Annotated in this window: 17 protein-coding genes; 6 read left to right on the forward strand and 11 right to left on the reverse strand. The window is 59.8% G+C overall.

The annotated features are described in order from the left end of the window. The 4 genes from ACKWJN_RS00775 to ACKWJN_RS00790 are packed head-to-tail and all read left to right on the forward strand — an operon-like array spanning position 1 to position 2,700. Positions 1 to 864 carry an ABC transporter ATP-binding protein gene (locus ACKWJN_RS00775; protein WP_408593600.1) on the forward strand — a complete coding sequence of 288 codons (864 nt, stop codon included), beginning with the start codon at positions 1 to 3 and terminating at the stop codon, positions 862 to 864. Continuing rightward, entirely contained in the window at positions 861 to 1,643 is a 783-nt protein-coding gene (locus tag ACKWJN_RS00780) for an ABC transporter permease (protein WP_408593602.1), read from the forward strand. The genes ACKWJN_RS00775 and ACKWJN_RS00780 overlap by 4 nt, the downstream gene beginning before the upstream one ends. 8 nt (positions 1,644 to 1,651) lie before the next feature. Continuing rightward, entirely contained in the window at positions 1,652 to 2,248 is a 597-nt protein-coding gene (locus tag ACKWJN_RS00785) for a TIGR00730 family Rossman fold protein (RefSeq protein WP_408593604.1), read from the forward strand. Positions 2,249 to 2,286: 38 nt separating this feature from the next. Beyond that, positions 2,287 to 2,700 (forward strand): DUF3830 family protein, encoded by a 414-nt coding sequence (locus ACKWJN_RS00790; RefSeq protein ID WP_408593694.1) that lies wholly within the window; start codon positions 2,287 to 2,289, stop codon positions 2,698 to 2,700. A 17-nt stretch (positions 2,701 to 2,717) separates the two neighbouring features. Here the strand turns inward: ACKWJN_RS00790 and ACKWJN_RS00795 are convergent, their stop codons facing one another. Next, positions 2,718 to 3,710: a Bug family tripartite tricarboxylate transporter substrate binding protein gene (locus tag ACKWJN_RS00795; RefSeq protein ID WP_408593606.1), complete on the reverse strand. Its 993-nt coding sequence runs from the start codon at positions 3,708 to 3,710 to the stop codon at positions 2,718 to 2,720. Between the two features lie 137 nt (positions 3,711 to 3,847). On the opposite strand from ACKWJN_RS00795, the gene ACKWJN_RS00800 reads away from it, so the two are divergent. Together ACKWJN_RS00800 and ACKWJN_RS00805 are read left to right on the forward strand one after the other, a co-directional pair. Beyond that, a complete protein-coding gene (locus ACKWJN_RS00800; RefSeq protein ID WP_408593608.1) occupies positions 3,848 to 4,990 on the forward strand; it encodes an FAD-dependent monooxygenase in 1,143 nt (380 codons plus the stop codon). 49 nt (positions 4,991 to 5,039) lie between these two features. Then, entirely contained in the window at positions 5,040 to 6,665 is a 1,626-nt protein-coding gene (locus ACKWJN_RS00805) for a (2,3-dihydroxybenzoyl)adenylate synthase (protein WP_408593610.1), read from the forward strand. A gap of 50 nt (positions 6,666 to 6,715) precedes the next feature. Here ACKWJN_RS00805 and ACKWJN_RS00810 read toward each other — a convergent pair whose 3' ends face one another. The 10 genes from ACKWJN_RS00810 to ACKWJN_RS00855 all read right to left on the reverse strand — a co-directional run bounded on the left by ACKWJN_RS00810 (position 6,716) and on the right by ACKWJN_RS00855 (position 16,502). Beyond that, the gene (locus tag ACKWJN_RS00810; RefSeq protein WP_408593611.1) at positions 6,716 to 7,651 is read right to left on the reverse strand and encodes a fumarylacetoacetate hydrolase family protein; all 936 of its coding nucleotides are present in this window, start codon (positions 7,649 to 7,651) and stop codon (positions 6,716 to 6,718) included. 25 nt (positions 7,652 to 7,676) lie between these two features. Beyond that, positions 7,677 to 8,141 (reverse strand): VOC family protein, encoded by a 465-nt coding sequence (locus ACKWJN_RS00815; protein ID WP_408593613.1) that lies wholly within the window; start codon positions 8,139 to 8,141, stop codon positions 7,677 to 7,679. Positions 8,142 to 8,145: 4 nt separating this feature from the next. Further along, the gene (locus ACKWJN_RS00820; RefSeq protein ID WP_408593615.1) at positions 8,146 to 9,360 is read right to left on the reverse strand and encodes an amino acid ABC transporter substrate-binding protein; all 1,215 of its coding nucleotides are present in this window, start codon (positions 9,358 to 9,360) and stop codon (positions 8,146 to 8,148) included. Positions 9,361 to 9,395: 35 nt separating this feature from the next. After that, positions 9,396 to 9,911, reverse strand: a complete 516-nt coding sequence (locus ACKWJN_RS00825) for a VOC family protein (protein WP_408593617.1) — start codon at positions 9,909 to 9,911, stop codon at positions 9,396 to 9,398. An 18-nt stretch (positions 9,912 to 9,929) separates the two neighbouring features. Continuing rightward, positions 9,930 to 10,976, reverse strand: a complete 1,047-nt coding sequence (locus ACKWJN_RS00830; RefSeq protein ID WP_408593619.1) for a CDP-6-deoxy-delta-3,4-glucoseen reductase — start codon at positions 10,974 to 10,976, stop codon at positions 9,930 to 9,932. Between the two features lie 121 nt (positions 10,977 to 11,097). After that, on the reverse strand, positions 11,098 to 11,640 hold the full coding sequence (locus ACKWJN_RS00835) for a chromate resistance protein ChrB domain-containing protein (protein WP_408593620.1): 543 nt from the start codon (positions 11,638 to 11,640) through the stop codon (positions 11,098 to 11,100). A 109-nt stretch (positions 11,641 to 11,749) separates the two neighbouring features. Then, positions 11,750 to 13,078 carry a leucine-rich repeat-containing protein kinase family protein gene (locus ACKWJN_RS00840; protein ID WP_408593622.1) on the reverse strand — a complete coding sequence of 443 codons (1,329 nt, stop codon included), beginning with the start codon at positions 13,076 to 13,078 and terminating at the stop codon, positions 11,750 to 11,752. 2 nt (positions 13,079 to 13,080) lie between these two features. After that, the gene (chrA, locus tag ACKWJN_RS00845; RefSeq protein WP_408593624.1) at positions 13,081 to 14,481 is read right to left on the reverse strand and encodes a chromate efflux transporter; all 1,401 of its coding nucleotides are present in this window, start codon (positions 14,479 to 14,481) and stop codon (positions 13,081 to 13,083) included. Between the two features lie 68 nt (positions 14,482 to 14,549). Then, complete coding sequence (locus ACKWJN_RS00850; RefSeq protein WP_408593625.1) at positions 14,550 to 16,223, reverse strand: FAD-dependent oxidoreductase; 1,674 nt, start codon at positions 16,221 to 16,223, stop codon at positions 14,550 to 14,552. Positions 16,224 to 16,226: 3 nt separating this feature from the next. After that, a complete protein-coding gene (locus ACKWJN_RS00855; protein WP_408593627.1) occupies positions 16,227 to 16,502 on the reverse strand; it encodes an oxidative damage protection protein in 276 nt (91 codons plus the stop codon). Positions 16,503 to 16,521: the final 19 nt, after the last annotated feature.

A 16,521-nucleotide genomic window follows, 5' to 3' on the forward strand; every position in this document is an offset into this window, starting at 1 on the left:
ATGTCGCTGATTCAACTCTCCGATGTGAGCTTGCAATACGGAGCGGGTACCGTGGCGCTGGACCACACCGACTTGCACATCCAGCCTTCCGAGTTCGTGGCCTTGGTGGGGCCCAGCGGTTGTGGCAAATCGACCATCTTGAAATTGGTGGCTGGCTTGCTGGCCCCCAGCTCTGGCGGCGTGATTGTGGGCGGGCGCGAGGTGGGCGTGCTGGGGCGCAGCGGCCAAGCGGCCAGTGGGGTGCGCATTGGCATGGCGTTTCAAAACCCCACCATGCTGCCTTGGCTGACGATTCGCGAGAACGTGTTGATTCCTTTGAAGATCGTGCAGCCGTTTCGCCAAGACTATGCCAAGAAGAAACACACCGAGTTCGCTGAGCGTGCCGATGCATTGTTGGCGCAAGTGGGTTTGAAAGGCTTTGGCGACAAGCGGCCTTGGCAGTTGTCGGGGGGCATGTTGCAGCGCGCCTCGCTGTGCCGCGCGCTCATCCATGAGCCACAACTGCTGTTGCTCGATGAGCCCTTTGGGGCACTCGATCAGTTCACCCGCGAAGAGCTGTGGTCGATCATGCAAAACCTGTGGATGACCCACCAACCGACCGTGTTGTTGGTGACCCACGACTTGCGCGAGGCCGCCTATTTGGCCACCCGCATTTGTGTGATGACCTCGCGCCCAGGCCGCATTTTGCAAGACAGCCCAGTGCCGTTTGAGCGCCCACGCACGCTTGAGAAAAGCTACTCACCCGAGTTCGCCAGCCTGGTGCAACAGCTGCGCATGTGCATCGCCCAAGTCCGCACCGAGGACGAGCCATCAGCCCACCCCGCGACTTCGGCCAAGGTCTCTACCCCTGAAAGCTTGTCATGAGCCAGTTGTCTAAAAACATCCAACACAACATCCTCTCCGCGTCTGTGCTGATCGGTTTTTTCTTGGTCTGGGAAATGGCCTGCGTGGCCTTGGGCGTGTCCGATTTGATCTTGCCCAAACCCAGCCAAATTGCGCTGGTGTTGTGGCAAAAAATGCCGCTGCTGTGGCCGCATACCGTGCAGACCCTCTACACCACCGTGGTCGGCTTTGCCATCGGCGTGCTAGTGGGGGTGCTGTTGGGCGCGGTGATTGGCTCGTCCAAGCTGGCCTATGACGTGGCTTACCCACTGTTGGTGGGGTTCTCCAGCATTCCGAAAGTGGCGGTGGTGCCGATTTTTGTGGTGTGGTTTGGCTCGGGCACGGTGCCTGCCATCTTGACCTCGGCGGTGATCTGCATCTTCCCTGTGGTGGTGAACGTGGCCACCGGTCTGGCCACCACCGAGCCCGAGCTGGAAGACGTGTTTCGGGTGCTCGGTGCGTCCAAGCTCGACATCTTGTGGAACGTGGGTTTGCCACGCGCGCTGCCGTATTTGTTTGCCTCACTCAAGATTGCCATCACCTTGGCGTTTGTCGGCACCGTCTTGTCGGAGACCGTGGCGGCCAACAAAGGCATTGGCAACGTGATGATCATTGCCAGTGGCAACTTTGATGTGCCCATGGTGTTTGCGGGCTTGTTCATCTTGGCCGTGTTGGGCATTGCCTTGTATGCCGTGTCTGCATTTTTTGAACTGCGTATGACCGGTTGGACCCAGCGCAAAAATGACTTTTCTTTGAGTTGAAAGCGTCTATGCCGCACCCACCCTTGCGCAGTATTGCCGTGTTTTGTGGTTCCAATTTTGGGTTTTCTGATGCCTACCGCGAAGCCGCGGTGAGTCTGGGTCAAGAGATCGCCCAACGTGGCTTGATCTTGGTTTACGGCGGCACCAACAAAGGCTTGATGGGAGTGTTGGCCGACACCGTGCTGGAATGTGGGGGCTCGGTCTCGGGTGTGATCAACCGGCGTTTGTTTGAACGTGGCCATTTGCACTCGCACCTGACCCACCACGACGTGGTGGACAACATGCGCGAGCGCAAAGCGCGCATGGCCAGTTTGGCCGATGCCTTCGTGGCTTTGCCCGGCGGTTTGGGCACTTTGGAAGAGTTGTTTGAAGCGGCGACCTTGACCCAACTGGGCGATCACCACAAAGCCTGTGGCGCACTCAATGTCCGTGGTTTTTTTGACCCGATGATGGCCATGCTCAACCTGGCGGTGCAAGAGGGTTTCATGAAGGCCGAGCACCGCGATATGTTGGTGATAGACGCTCAGCCAGGCGAGTTGCTGGAGCGACTGACCACTTGGAAAGCACCCAACGTGACCAAATGGATTGACCAACCGCAGGCCTGAATGGGTCTGCGATCACACACACCAAGGCCTTGCCCATGATTGAAAAAATTCGCATCACCGCCGCAGGCTTTACTTTTGTGGCGCACACCCATCCCGATGCGCCGCAGACCGTGGCGGCTTTCAAAAAATTGCTGCCTTACCGTCAGCAACTCATCCATGTGCGTTGGAGTGGTGAGGGCGTGTGGGTGCCGCTGGGCGACTGGTCGCCCGGTTTGACCTATGAGAACCACACCAGCCACCCCTCCGTGGGCGACATCTTGTTTTACCCGGGTGGCTACAGCGAGACCGAAATCATCTGGGCCTATGGGGCATGCAGCTTTTCCAGCAAGATGGGGCAACTGGCGGGCAACCATTTTTTGACGGTGGTGGAAGGGCGCGAGCACTTGGCGGCCATGGGCAAAAAAATTCTGTGGCAGGGTGCACAAGACGTGTTGTTTGAAGTCATCGACTGAAACGAACAGACCCGCACTCAAAGCTTCACGCCCGCCCCTTTGACCGCCGGTGCCAAGGTCTCCACCTGATCCCGCACATAGGCGGTGAAGCTGGCGGTTGAGCTTGGGGTGAGGGTGATGCCCAAGTCGAGCATGCGTTTTTTGATGTCGGCTTGCGTCATCACTTCGTTGCACGCACTGTGAATGCGTGCCACCACGTCGGCGGGCATTTTGGCGGGGCCTGACACGCCAAAGAAGTTGTCGAGCACAAGTTTGCGGTAGTTGCCCAGCTCGGTGATGCTGGGCACATCGGGCACCAGTGGCGAGCGCTTGGCCGAAGTCACAGCCAGAGGCACCAACTGCCCGGTTTTGAAGTACGGCACGTAAGCGGTCAACACATCCATGCCCACCGGAATGACGCCCGAAATCAAGTCAGTGGTCATGGGTGCACCACCACGGTAAGGCACGTGCACCATGTTGAGGCCCAGCTCCTTTTTCATCAACTCGCCGTAGATGTGGCCAATCGAGGCGGGGCCACCAGAGCCAAAGTCGAGCCGGCCTTCTTTGCGAGCGAAAGCTTGCAAGTCATTCATGCTGCGAATGCCAGAGGCCGGGTAGGCCATCACCACGCAAGGTGCCGCACCAATCGAGGCGATGTGGGTGAAAGCTTCCACCGGGTCATAGGGCTGTTTTTCCAACGCGAATGGCCCAATGGAAATGGGTGTGGAGTTGGAGAGCATCAGCACATAGCCGTCGGCAGGGGACTGCGCCACATAGCTGCCACCCACGCTGCCTCCGGCACCTGGGCGGTTGTCCACCACCACGGGCTGACCTAATTTGAGGCTCAGTTGTTCGGCCATCACGCGCGCCACGATGTCGCTGGCCCCGCCCGGAGGGAAGGTCACCACCAGCTTGATGGGTTTGTCGGGCCATGCCGCTTGAGCGGGCAGGGCAAGGGCAGCCACGCTGGCGGTGAGTGCATGCAAGGCGTTGCGGCGAGTGATGCCAGCAAATGAACGGTGTGTGGACATAGGAGCCTTTCAACGTGCACAGCACGTGGTTTTTGACAAGACACAATGGGGACTTCAACAGGGGTTTACATAGCAAAGAGTGTGCCGTAAAGCACCAACTTCTGGGTTAATCTTGGCCATGCAAAGGAAACGTCACGATGAAGATCAGAATTTTGGGCGCAGGCCCCGCAGGTTTGTATTTCGCAGCCCTGATGAAGCAACTCGACCCGACGCACGACATTGAAATTTTTGAACGCAACCCGCGTGACGCCACCTGGGGTTTTGGTGTGGTGTTCTCCGACCGTGCCTTGGATTTTTTGCGCGCCGACGACGAAGCGCTGTACCAGTACCTCACGCCGCACCTGGAGAACTGGCCCGACATCACGGTGGTACACAACGACACCACCATTCCGATTGCAGGCAACGGCTTTGCCTCGATCGGTCGCTTGGAGTTGTTGACGCTGCTGTTTGACTACGTGGAGAAGTTGGGTGTCCCCATCCATTTCGACACCGACATCACCAGCTTGGCGCAACTGGGCCCCGCTGATTTGGTGGTGGGGGCCAACGGGGCGTTCTCGTGGTTGCGCACAGAAAACGAAGACAAGTTTCAAACCACCACCGATTGGCGGCCCAATAAATTCATTTGGTACGGCACGACCCAGCCCTTCAACAGCCTGACCTTGACGTTTCGCGACACCGAGCATGGCGTGTTCTGCGCCCACCATTACCGCTACCGGCCCGACATGAGCACCTTCTTGGTGGAAGTCACGCACGACACCTGGGAGCGCGCGGGCTTTGCCGACATGAGCCCTGAAGACACCATCAGGCTGTGCGAGCAGGTGTTTGCCAAAGACTTGCAGCAGCACCCCATCATCAGCAACCACTCGCATTGGCGCAACTTCCCCGCGATCTGGAATGAACGCTGGAGTTTTGACAACGTGGTGTTGATGGGCGACGCGCTGCGCACAGCGCATTTCTCGATCGGTTCGGGCACACGCTTGGCCATGGAAGATGCGGTGTCGTTGTACAAAGCCTTCAAAGAGCTGGGGGCCGATGTACCTGCCGCCTTGGCACGTTTCCAAGAAACGCGTTTGCCTCCCATGAAAAAGATTTGGGATGCGGCCAACGTGAGCATCCGTTGGTACGAAGAGATGGACCAGTTGGTGCCCGCGCTCGCCCCAGTGGAGTTTGCCTACAGCTACATGACGCGCACGGGCCGCGTCAGCCACGCCGAGATGATGCGGCGTGACCCCGCACTGGCCAAGGCTTATGAAGCCTTGCATCCCGAGGTGGCCGCATAAACCACACAGCCACATCACACACAGACACCACACAACAAAGAGACAAAGCATGGATGGATTCATTGGATGGCCGCTGGAACTCTCCGAGCGCTACAAACAACAAGGTGTGTGGGAAGGGCTGACCATTTCAGAGATGGTTGAGCGCAGCGCCCGCCAGCGGCCCGACCAAGTGGCCGTGACCCAGGCGGGACAAACGCTCACCTACGCCCAGCTGATCGACCGCTCCAAGCGTTTGGCGGTGGGCTTGCACCGAGCAGGCTTGCGTGCACAAGACCGCGTGGTCATGCAGCTGCCCAACTCGATCGAGTTTGTGGTGACCTACTTGGCCTTGAATTGGATCGGTGCCATTCCTGTGATGGCCTTGCGCGCCCATCGGCATGCCGAGGTTCGCCACTTCATCCGCGCCTCGGGGGCGGTGGCCTACATCGTGCCCGGCGTGGTGGGGAACTTTGACTTTCGCACCATGGCGCAAGACGTAGCCCCAGAGTTCGCCAATCTGGCCCATGTGTGGGTGGCAGGCGAGCCCTTGCCTGGGCAAGCTGCCTTGATGTCGCACTTGGCGCAAGACCTGTCGGCTGCCGAGGTGGACCAGGTGTTGCAAGGTTTGCGACCCGATCCAGACCAAGTGGCCACCATGTTGTTGTCGGGTGGCACGACGTCGATGTCCAAACTGATTCCACGCACCCACAACGACTATGTGCTCAACGCCAAGTTGTGCGGCGCTGCCACGGCCTTCAACGAGGCCACGCGCTTCATGGCCATCTTGCCCTTGGCGCACAACTACAACCTGGCGTCGCCAGGCATCTTGGCCACGTTTTATTACGGCGGCACGGTGGTGCTGTCCGAGGGCACCAGCAGCGAAGAAATCTTCCAACTCATCCAAGACTGGCGCGTCACCGTGGTGGCGGCGGTGGTGCCCTTGATCATCAATTGGTTGAACTCAGACCTGTACCAACAGTACGACCTGTCTTCCTTGCGCGTGGTGCAAAACGGCGGTGCGCGTTTACCCACTGAGTTGCGCATGCGTTTGCGCGAGCGTTTGCACTGCATACCGCAGGAAATTTATGGCACCGCCGAGGGGCTGATCAACATGACGCGGCTGGACGACAGCGAGGACATGTTGCTCAACAGCTCGGGTGCGCCGGTGTCGGACTTGGACGAGATTCGGGTGGTCGATGACGACGGCCATGAAGTAGCCGATGGTGTGCCCGGCGAACTGGTGACGCGCGGCCCTTACACCATTCGCGGCTACTACATGGCGCCTGAGAAAAATGCCGAAGCCTTCATGGAGGGTGGCTGGTACCGCATGGGTGACATCGTGCGACGCGAGGGTCGCTATGTGTTCACCGAAGGGCGACGCAAAGACCTCATCAACCGAGGCGGCGAGAAGATCAGCTGCGACGAAGTGGAGAACCTGATCCTGACCCACCCCAAAGTCAAATCAGTCGCCTTGGTGGCCATGCCCGACCCGGTGTTTGGTGAGAAAGCCTGTGCCTGTGTGGTGCCACAAGCCGGGCAAAGCCTGAGCTTTGAAGAGCTGGTGGCGCATTTGAAGACGCTGCAAATTGCCTCGTTCAAACTGCCCGAGCGCTTGGTGGTGATGGACGCTTTTCCGGTGAGCCCGGTGGGGAAAATTCTCAAACGTGAGCTGCGCGATCACGTGGCCACGCTTTGAAAAAAGAAAAGCCACGGCGTTGAAGCCGTGGCTTGTTTGCGGGAGAACGCTCACGCCATGCTGTGCGTCAACTCGCCAATCTCTTCAATCCACATCTTGACCACGTCCCCTGGCTTGAGGAACAGCTGACGGCCCATGCCCACGCCTGCGGGGGTGCCGGTGAGGATCAAGTCGCCGGGGTAGAGCGTCACGCGCTCTGACAGCGCTGCAATTTGCTCTGCCGTGTCAAAGATGAGCTTGCTGGTGTTGGAATCTTGCATCAGCACGTCGTTGACCCACAGCTTGAGGCCCAAGTTATGTGGGTTTTTGATTTGCTCGCTGGGCACGATCCAAGGCCCCACCGGGCAGGCACCGTCAAAACATTTCTGGCCAATCCAATCGATGTGAAAAGGCGCGGATTGGGGAATTTTGGGGCGCTTCATCATGTCGCGCGCCGACAAGTCGTCGGCAATGGTATAGCCGGCCACATACGACAGGGCTTTTTCCACCGAGACGTTCTTGGCCACTTTGCCAATCACGGCGACCAATTCAATTTCCCAGTCCATGGCTTTGGAGTAGGGCGGAATTTTGACTTTGGCACCGGGACCCACGATGGAGGCACGTGTGCTCTTCATGAAATGCCAGGGTTTCTCGCCCATTTCTTTCATGTTGGGGCCGGGGGGTTGGTTCATCACCCGCGCCATCTCTTGCATGTGGTCGGTGTAGTTGGCACCGGCGCAATACATGTCGCCGGGGTAGAGCACGGGCGAGAGCAGTTTGGTTTTCTTCAGCGGTGTGCCTTGGATGCGGCTCTTGCCTGTGCTGATCTTGCGTTCGAACTCTGCCAAGGCTTTCTTGGCTTGCGCCCAATGGGCCAAGATGCCCATCACCGTGGCGTAGGCCGCCGTGGCAGTGACTTTTTGCACGTCGTAGACGGTGTCGCCCACCAGCACGCCTGCGCGCGCTTCTTTGTTGATTTGGTAGCTGAGAAGTTTGTAGGTAGACATAAATAGCGATGAGAAGAAAAGTGGATCAGTCGTGCGAGTCGGCGCTGTCGGTGGCGATCACGTCGTCACCAAATTTGTTGCCGCCATTGAAGAAGTGGTTGATGGTGCGTTCTTCGTGTTGAATTTCCCACCAATTGCAGTCGAGGTCTTGCATGTAAAAGCCGTAGGCGCCGTGACGCTCGCGCACGCTTTGTATTTTGCGAATCCCATAGGTCTCTTGAGACGCCACTGCCGCAGCATGAGCCGCATCCACTTCCTCACGTGTGGCAACGTTGAGCCCCCAGTGCGTGAGCACGTGTTGGTTAGGCACGTTCTCGCCAATGCACACGCACACGATGTACATGCCCGAATTGAGGCGCACCATCATGGCGGGCTTGGCGTGGCGCACCACGTCCAGCCCCAAGAACTCTTCGTAGAAGTTACGGGTGTTGGCCAAGTTACGGCACAGCAAAGTGCCGTGCGACAGCAGCAAAGGATGGACGACGGCCATAGGGTCAGGGCGCGATCAGCTTGGTGCCAGGGGCTGCATACTCGCGCGGCCACACCACTTGCCATTTGCCGTTTTGCACTTGCTTGACGCGGTACAAGTCGGTGCCCTTCATGAAGTTGTTGGTGCCGTCCCAGCGCACCTTGCCAATGACGGTGTCGACCTGGCTTTTCTTGAGCCAAGCGGCGATGGTTTTATCGTCGAGGCTTTTGGTGGCAGTGATCGCGGCATCCAAAGATTGCCAAGTGGCATAAGCCACCGCCGCAATCAATTCGACCGAACTGTCGGGCAAGCCGGCCTTGGCCGCGCGTTCATTGAACTGTTTGACAAACTCAGCCGCCACCGGGTTGCTGGTGAAGGGGGCATGTTCTTCAAACACGGTCAACGCCAGCACGCCTTTGCCGTCAGGCGACTTGAGCATGGGGCCAGAGGCCGGGAAGGCGATGAAGAACTGGGGTGGCACGTAGTCGATCTTTTTCATGGCATCGAGCAGCAAGTTGCCGTCCAAGCCCACACCACCGACCCACACCATGTCGGGCTTGGCTTCTTTCACACGGGCCGCAATGGCACCAAAGTCGCGGTTGCCAAATTCCCATTCCAAGTAGGTGGCTTCGGTCATGCCGCGTTTTTTCAGAACCTCGCGCGCACCTTGGGTCACGAAGTGCACCGATGGAAATTTGCTGGTCAACATGGCCACCGATTTGGGTGGTTTGTTGCCTGAACCGACGGCGTCGAACACCAAATTGGGCCAAACGGTTTCAATGTCGTACGACTGACCCCCGACCGAAAACAGCATGTCGTATTTGGCCAAAGCAGGCAAGCCAAAGGTGTTGTGCAACAAGACCTTGTTGTAGCGCTGCGCCACGCCCATGGCCGACAAGATGGAGCCTGTGGCGTAGGGGCCGACGATCAGGTCAACCTTTTCTGAGGTGATGAGTTGCTCATACAAGGTGCGTGTGACGTCAGGTTTGGACTGGTCGTCCTTGAGCACCCATTCCACGGGGCGACCCAACCACCCCCCGCGCTTGTTGAGTTGTTCGATGTAAATCTCGCCAGCGATTTTTTGCATCACGGCCGTGGCACTGAGCGGACCCGTGAGCGCCAGCGTGCTGCCAATGCGGATGGGTGTGGTGTTGGGGGCTTGGGCGTGCACGCCCATGGCCCCAAACGCCGCAGCACTGAGCAGCAGGGCGCGTAACCATTGCTTGATGAGTTGTGTCATGTACTTGTCTCCAAAGATCGTGTTTTCTGAATGGTTTACTTTTTGAGTTCATCTAAATTGGCCGCGTCGCCTTCTTCGTCCATGCTGAAGCGGTCGCCAAAGTCAAAAAAGTCATCGTGTTGAAAACCATTGGCATAGTGCTGAACTTCCCACCAGTTGTGGTCAAGGTCTTCCAGATAAAAGGAGTACACGCCATGCATTTCTTGCTGGGGCAGCACTTGGCGAATGCCGTATTTGGCTTGGTTGGCGATTGCATTGGCGTGCGCTTGGTCAACTTCTTCGCGGGTGGCCACATCGACGCCCCAGTGGTTGAGCAAGCTGCACGGGTGAATTTGGTCGCCCACTTCGACGCAGACGATGTGAAAGCGCATGCCGCCACGAATCACCATGGCAGGTTTGCCGTGGCGCACGCACTCAAGCCCTAAAAACTCTTCGTAGAAACGACGCGAGGCCTTGAGGCTGTAACACTCCAGCGTGCCGTGGCTCAAGCAATAGGGCTTGATCACCGAGTTGTGTGTGGGCATGTCGACGGTACAGTTTTCGGGCAGCATGGTGTGTCTCTCCTTGAATTAAATCGATGGGCTGGATTTGGCTTGATCGGCCTGGCTTAAAAATGAGTCGGCAAAGAAGGCGTCCTCGGACAAGTGCGCCAACGCCACAAAGTCACGCCTTGCAGACTCCACCATGATGGGCGCACCACAGGCATACACCTGGTGTTGGCTGAGGTCTTTGAAGTCTTGCAGCACCGCTTGGTGCACCAAGCCCGTTCGGCCTTGCCATTCGTCCTCAGGTGTGGCTTCACTCAACACCGGAATGAATTCGATGTGTGCCTGTTGTTGGGCCCAGGCTTGCGCTTGTTCCATCGCGTACAGATCGGCCTTGCGACGTCCGCCCCAATACAGATGGATGGGTCGGGTCATGCCTTGCTCCAAGCTGTAGAGCAGCAGCGATTGAATGGGGGCAAAGCCCGTGCCCGAGGCCAACAAGATCATCGGCGCCGTGCTGTCTTCGCGCAGGTAGAACGAACCCAAGGGCATTTCAATCTTCCAGATCTCGCGCTGCTTGAGGGGCCCAAACACATGGTCGGTGAAAACACCCCCTGGCATGTGACGCAGGTGCAATTCCAGCTGTCGCACACCTTCGGCTTTGGGTGGGTTGGCGATGGAGTAACTGCGACGCAGACCGTCCGGGCGCAGCACGTCGATGAACTGCCCAGCGCGAAACTGCACGGGCTCGTTGGCGGGCAGTCCCAAGGTGACGATGCGCACATCGTCGGCCACTTGCTTGAAGTCGAGCACCCGTGCCGGCATTTGTTGGGCTTTGAGGTGGCGGTCAGGGTCAATCTCCTGCACTTCGACCACCACATCGCTCAAGGGTTTGGCGCAGCACAGCAAGGCGAAGCCCTGTTCGCGCTCTGCTTCAGACAGGTATTTGACGTGAGCGCCCCCATGATCCACCTGGCCTGAGGTGACCCGGCCTTTGCAGGTGCGGCACATGCCTGAGCGACAACTGAAGGGCATGCGCAGGCCGGCGGCTAGGCCTGCTTTGAGAATTTCTTGTTCTGAATCGCAATCAAACCGACTACCGCTGGGCTGCAAGGTGACAGATAAAACCATGGAAAACGACTACTTTTCTAGAGATCACAACTCTGGGTAGTGTTGTGCACAAAGGTGTCACCCAGTGCCTAGGATTTACCCGAGACAAACCAGTCGCAGGGGCGACCCTGCAAAAGGGTGATCACGATGTTGTATTCAAGACTTGGCGCAAGAAGCGTGTGGGCAGAGTCGGGCCCAGGCCTTGGTAGCCCGGCATCTCCAAGTTGTTCTGGCTGACCAGCGCGTGCGCACGCAAATTGGCGTAAAGCGCGTCGTAGACCGGGAAGCTGGCTTGCAAGATGGCTTCATCGGCTTCGTGCAGCAGCATCATGCCTTCGGAGACCGCCAACAATCCGGCCGCAATTTGGCCCCAACGGTCGTCGGGCCCTGGCTTGGCGTGGTGGAGCACCTGTGCCACGCCGGCATGGATGATCTGCCCGATGTTGTGCAAAGATGGGTCGCTGAGGGCATATCTGCGAATGATTTTTTCAAAGGTGGTGCCGTGCTCGTCGTGCGAGCTCAACTCCACCCCGGGTAATCCAAAAGGAATGGCATCGCTGGGCCGTGTGTCTTCTTGTCCCCATGGCACGAACACAAATTGCGCCTCGGGGTCGACAAAGCGTTGTATCAGCCAAGGTGAGGCGACGCGGTCGAGGTGGACAAAATCACGGGTGACCCATTTCATGGTTGGCCTTTGGCGGTGAGTTGAAATCAGGCCGAGAGTGTGGCGCACAACGGTTGTCGCCGCAGACTAGGACATACCCCACAGGACCTTGGCCATGCAGGCCCAGGTCTTACCGTGCAGACACGCAAGCGGTCAAGGTGGTGTGTAGGTCGTGCCACGAGGGCGCAGAGGCAGAAGTTGTCTCCAAACAGCGGTTGATCAGCTGTTGGAGCGTCACCTCCGCGCGGGGATGCGCATGCAGCCCATCGCAACGTGCCAGCAGCTCTTGCAGCAAACAGCCCAAGGCACGCACCTCAATGCGCCGCAGCGCATTGGCCAACGCCCTGTCGTGCGCGTCAAACAGCGAGGCGGCGCCAAAGTCGCCCAACAAGACGTGCCCTTCGCTGCTGTGCAACAGGTTGTGGGCGTACAAGTCGCCATGCAAGATGCCGCTTTGGTGCAAGTGCTGGGCCGCACTGGCAACACCCAGGGCCAGTTGCACCAGGGTCTGCAAGGCGAAGCGGGTGCTGGGGTCGTACACATCACGGGTGCATGACGCCAGACTCGGCGGCCCAGCCAAGGTGACGAATGAGGGGTCAATCAAGGGCATCACCAGGCCTTGGGTTTGAGCGGGATGCCCTTCGACTTGACCGATGGCCGTCACCAAGTGCGGGTGCACTCCCGCCTGCAAACAAGCCGCCATTTCGCACGCAGGCAAGCCGTCGCTGGTGAGCGCACCTTTGAAGAGTTTGACCGCCACGGTTTGCGCGCCTGTGCGCGTGTGCCAAAGGGCTTGGTGAATCACGCCTGAGGCACCTTCGCCCAGAACCTGTTGCAACTGCAAGGCCTGCCAGGGCACACCCCGCAGGGTCGGGGTGGGTTGAGGGGGCGCTTCTTGCGCCGCGCTCAAGGGGTTGCCGCCAAAGGCCAGCCAGCTCAAACGTGGCAGCGCCAACAGCCACGCTGGCAAGGCGGTGAGTTGGTTTGCCGAGATGCGCAACAGTTCCAAGCGTGTGCAGGCCCCCAAGTTGGGCAAGTGGCGCAAACGGTTGCCCGCCAGCATGAGCTTTTGCAACTGCGTGCAGTGCCCCAAGGCGTCCGGCAGTGTCTCGATCTGGTTGTCGGTCAAGATCAACCAGCGCAGCAGCGGGGGCAGCGACTCAGCGGGCACATGTTGGATTTGGTTGGCCTTGAAGCCCACCATGCTCAAACTTGTGCAGCGGCCCAGCACGCGAGGCAGCTCGGTGAATGCGTTGTCAGAACAAAAGATCACCCGTAACCGGTGCAAGCGGGGCAGGTCGTCGGGCAAGCGACTGAGCGGGTTGCCCGACAGATCCAGAATTTCCAGCGAGTCGGCCAGCGTGTAAATTTCGCTTGGAAATTCGCGCAAGTCTTCGCACAACTTTAGGCGCGTGATGCCCGTGAGTTCGCCTGCGCGCAGTTGTGCCAGTGTGTGCATGCTCAGAGTGGCAAGGTGGTGATGGCCAAGCCGATCAAGGCGCTCACGCCAATGACTTGCATCACGCTGCGCTTGAACTTGAACAAGGCCACGGCAGCCCCCACGGCCAGCAAGGCAGAGCGCCAGTCAAAGGGGGCGTTCAGCGCTTCTTGCCAAGAGTGGCCCAAGCCCTCGGGCCACAGCAAGTGGTAGCCAAAGAACAGCGCGAGATTCAAGATGACGCCCACCACCGCCGCCGTGATGGCGGTGAGCGGGGCGGTGAACTTCAAGTCGTTGTGGGTGCTCTCGACCAATGGGCCACCCGCCAAGATGAAGATGAACGACGGTAAAAAAGTGAACCATGTCACCAAGCAGGCTGCCAGCGCACCGGCCATGAACAAGCTCTCAGGCCCCAGCAGTGCTTTGGCGTAGCCGCCCACAAAAGCCACAAAGGCCACCACCATGATCAGCGGGCCTGGTGTGGTTTCGCCCAAGGCCAGCCCGTCCATCATTTGCCGTGGCGTGACCCAAGCAAACTCACCCACCGCGCCTTGGTACACATAGGGCAGCACGGCATAGGCTCCGCCAAACGTCAGCAGCGCGGCCTTGGTGAAAAACCAGCCCATCTGCGTGAAACCGTGGTTCCAACCGAACACCGCACACAACACGCCCATGGGCAGTGCCCATAACAGCGCACCGGCCACCAGCACCTGTGCCAGCCCCCACCAGCTGAAGCGTGCGTGGTCCGGCGTGGGCGTGTGGTCGTCGATCAGTGCGGGACCATACGAGGCTTTGGCTGCACCGTGGCCACCGCCCACCTGAAAGTGCGCAGGCACCACACGGCCCCCGATGTAGCCCAAGCAAGCCGCCACGCCCACGATGAGGGGGAAGGGCACATCCAGGGCAAAGATGGCCACAAAAGAGGCGGCTGCAATGGCCCACAACCATGGGTTTTTCAAGGCCCTTGAGCCAATGCGGTGTGCCGCTTGCACCACGATGGCGGTGACGGCGGGCTTGATGCCGTAAAACAACCCAGCCACCAGCGGCAAGTCGCCATACGCCATGTAAATCCAAGACAGGGCGACCAACAGCACCAGCGACGGCAACACAAACAATGCACCGGCCACCACACCTCCCCAACGCTTGTGCATCAGCCAGCCGATGTAGGTCACCAGCTGTTGCGCCTCGGGGCCGGGCAACACCATGCAGTAGTTGAGGGCGTGCAAGAAACGTCGCTCCGAGATCCAACGGCGTTGGGCCACCAACTCGTCGTGCATGATGGCAATTTGCCCCGCAGGCCCGCCAAAGCTGATGAACCCGAGCTTGAGCCAAAACCAGAACGCTTGCGCCAAGCTCACGGGCGCGGGTGCTTCATTCAGCGCGGCATGGGGCGCTGTGGGGTGCGAAGTGGTGGGGTGTGTCATGGCCGTATTGTCTTGCGTGTCGGTTTGGCTAGCGCTTGACGTTGGGTTTCGGTGCACTGGTGATGGGACTATGGCTGACCCTTGTGCTGGTTTTGATGTGTTGCCGAGGCTGAGCTGAGGTGTTTGAACCGGTTGGCGTCTAAGGCCTGTGCCAGTTGGGCTTCCAGTGGCAAGGGCTCTCCATGCCAGTGTGCTGCCAGCAGTTCGCCGCACAACAAGGCCAGGGTGAGCCCTCGCGATCCCATGGCAGCTACCACCCACAGGCTCTCGCTGGCGTGCGCCACCGGGCCCACCACCGGCAGTCGGTCGGGCACGCTGCAACGCACCCCCGCCCAGCCACGCGCACCGTTGGCAAACACCGGGGCCAAAGCTTGCGCCATGTCGGGCAGCAGGGCCTGCAGGCGCGCCAGGTTGTCTGCATGGTCGGCGGGCAAGACCACGGGTTGACCATTGACCCGGTCAAAGCTGGAGCCTGCAAACCAAGCCGGCCCCAATTCGGTGGGCACGCTGTGCACAAAGCTGCCGTTGCCGTTGACCGGCATGGCTGGCCACATGTCTGCCAGCTCAAAGCCTGGCTGTTGGGGCTGTGCTTGTCTGGCGCCTGTGCGCCTGCTCGTGCCCATGCCCATGCCCGCTGTTGGCACTGGTGCTGTCACTTCCGCCATCAGCCCCCAGGATATTTGCCCACGCAAGGGACGAATGGGCAGGGTGTTGGCCTGGTGTGTGGCACTGGCCAGAAGTGCTGCACTGCCCGGCCCACAGGCCACCACCACCCGCGCGGACTGGGCCAGCACTTGGCCCTGTTGCAGCACCTGCCATGCCGTACCTTGGGCGGTGTCCACCGCGCGCAAGGCATCGGCGTTGGCCTGACCTTGCCAGCGGATGTTGGGGTGTTGCAGCAGCGCGTGCACCAAGCGGGCTGGGCGCAACCAAGCGCCCTTGGCGTGCCACAGTGCGTTGGGTGGCGCAGGGGGCGATGCTGCACAGGTCCACGCCTCGCCCGCCTCGGCGAGTTCGTGTGACCAGCTCTGGGGCGCCCCGCCTTTGCGGGTTTTGCCGGGCAAGCGGCGCTCTTGCACGCCGCTGGGGCCCCAGTCGGTTCCTTCTTGCAGCAGGGTGCGCATGGCGTGCTGCATGGTGCGCACGCCAGCGCGTGACAGGCGCGAGATCAAGCTGTCGTCCGGCGAGGTGTGCGGAGCCACCAAGCCCACGGGCAAGCCAGAGGCACCTGCGGCAGGGGTGTTGCCCGCGTCGAGGACCGTGACCTGCCAGCCGCGCTCAGCCAGAGCGCGCGCTGTGCCCGCACCCGCAATGCCCGAGCCCAGCACGGTCACCGTGCGCTCGCCCAAGGGGTGTCCAGCCGTGCTGGGTGTGCAGGGGCCGGTGGGGTAACGTGCCAGCAACGGCGCATGGTCGGCGGGGGAACCCACGCACAAGGTGAGCAGGACCTGTCCACCGTTCAAACGCAGTCGGTGCATGCCTGGCAACAGCCCCCAGCACTGCCCGGTCAGTTCGCCGACCAAAGCCGCGTGCTTGGGTTGGGCGTTGGCTGCGTTTTGCAGGTCTTGACGGGTCGGGGCGCAAGCCGCGACAGCCAGCACATGCAACAGCGCGGGCCGTTCGGGGTCGGTCTGCCACTGCGCCCAAGCGCTCAAAAGCGCGGGCAGGTCAAGCGTGGCCTGTGTGATGCACCAGATGCTGTGCCCATGCCAAGCGTGCGCTGGCGGCTTGGGCGAGGGCATCGCTCAGGCGCTGGGAGGTGGGACGTAGCCTTGCACGGCGTCAGCGCCGTCACCAAAGAAATGCTTTTCCATTTGGCGCTTGAGGTACTCGCGGGCGCGTTGGTCGGCCAGATTGAGGCGGTTTTCATTGACCAGCATGGTCTGTTGTTTCATCCACTCGGCCCAGGCTTGCTTGCTCACGCCCTCCCACAGTTTTTTGCCCATCTCGCCGGGGTAGGGGGGGAAGTCGAGGCCTTCGGCTTCGATGCCGAGTTTGATGCAATGAACGGTGCGTGCCATAGGGGAAATTCTTCTGTGA

It is taken from the genome of Limnohabitans sp. (assembly GCF_046052825.1).
GTDB lineage: Bacteria > Pseudomonadota > Gammaproteobacteria > Burkholderiales > Burkholderiaceae_C > Limnohabitans.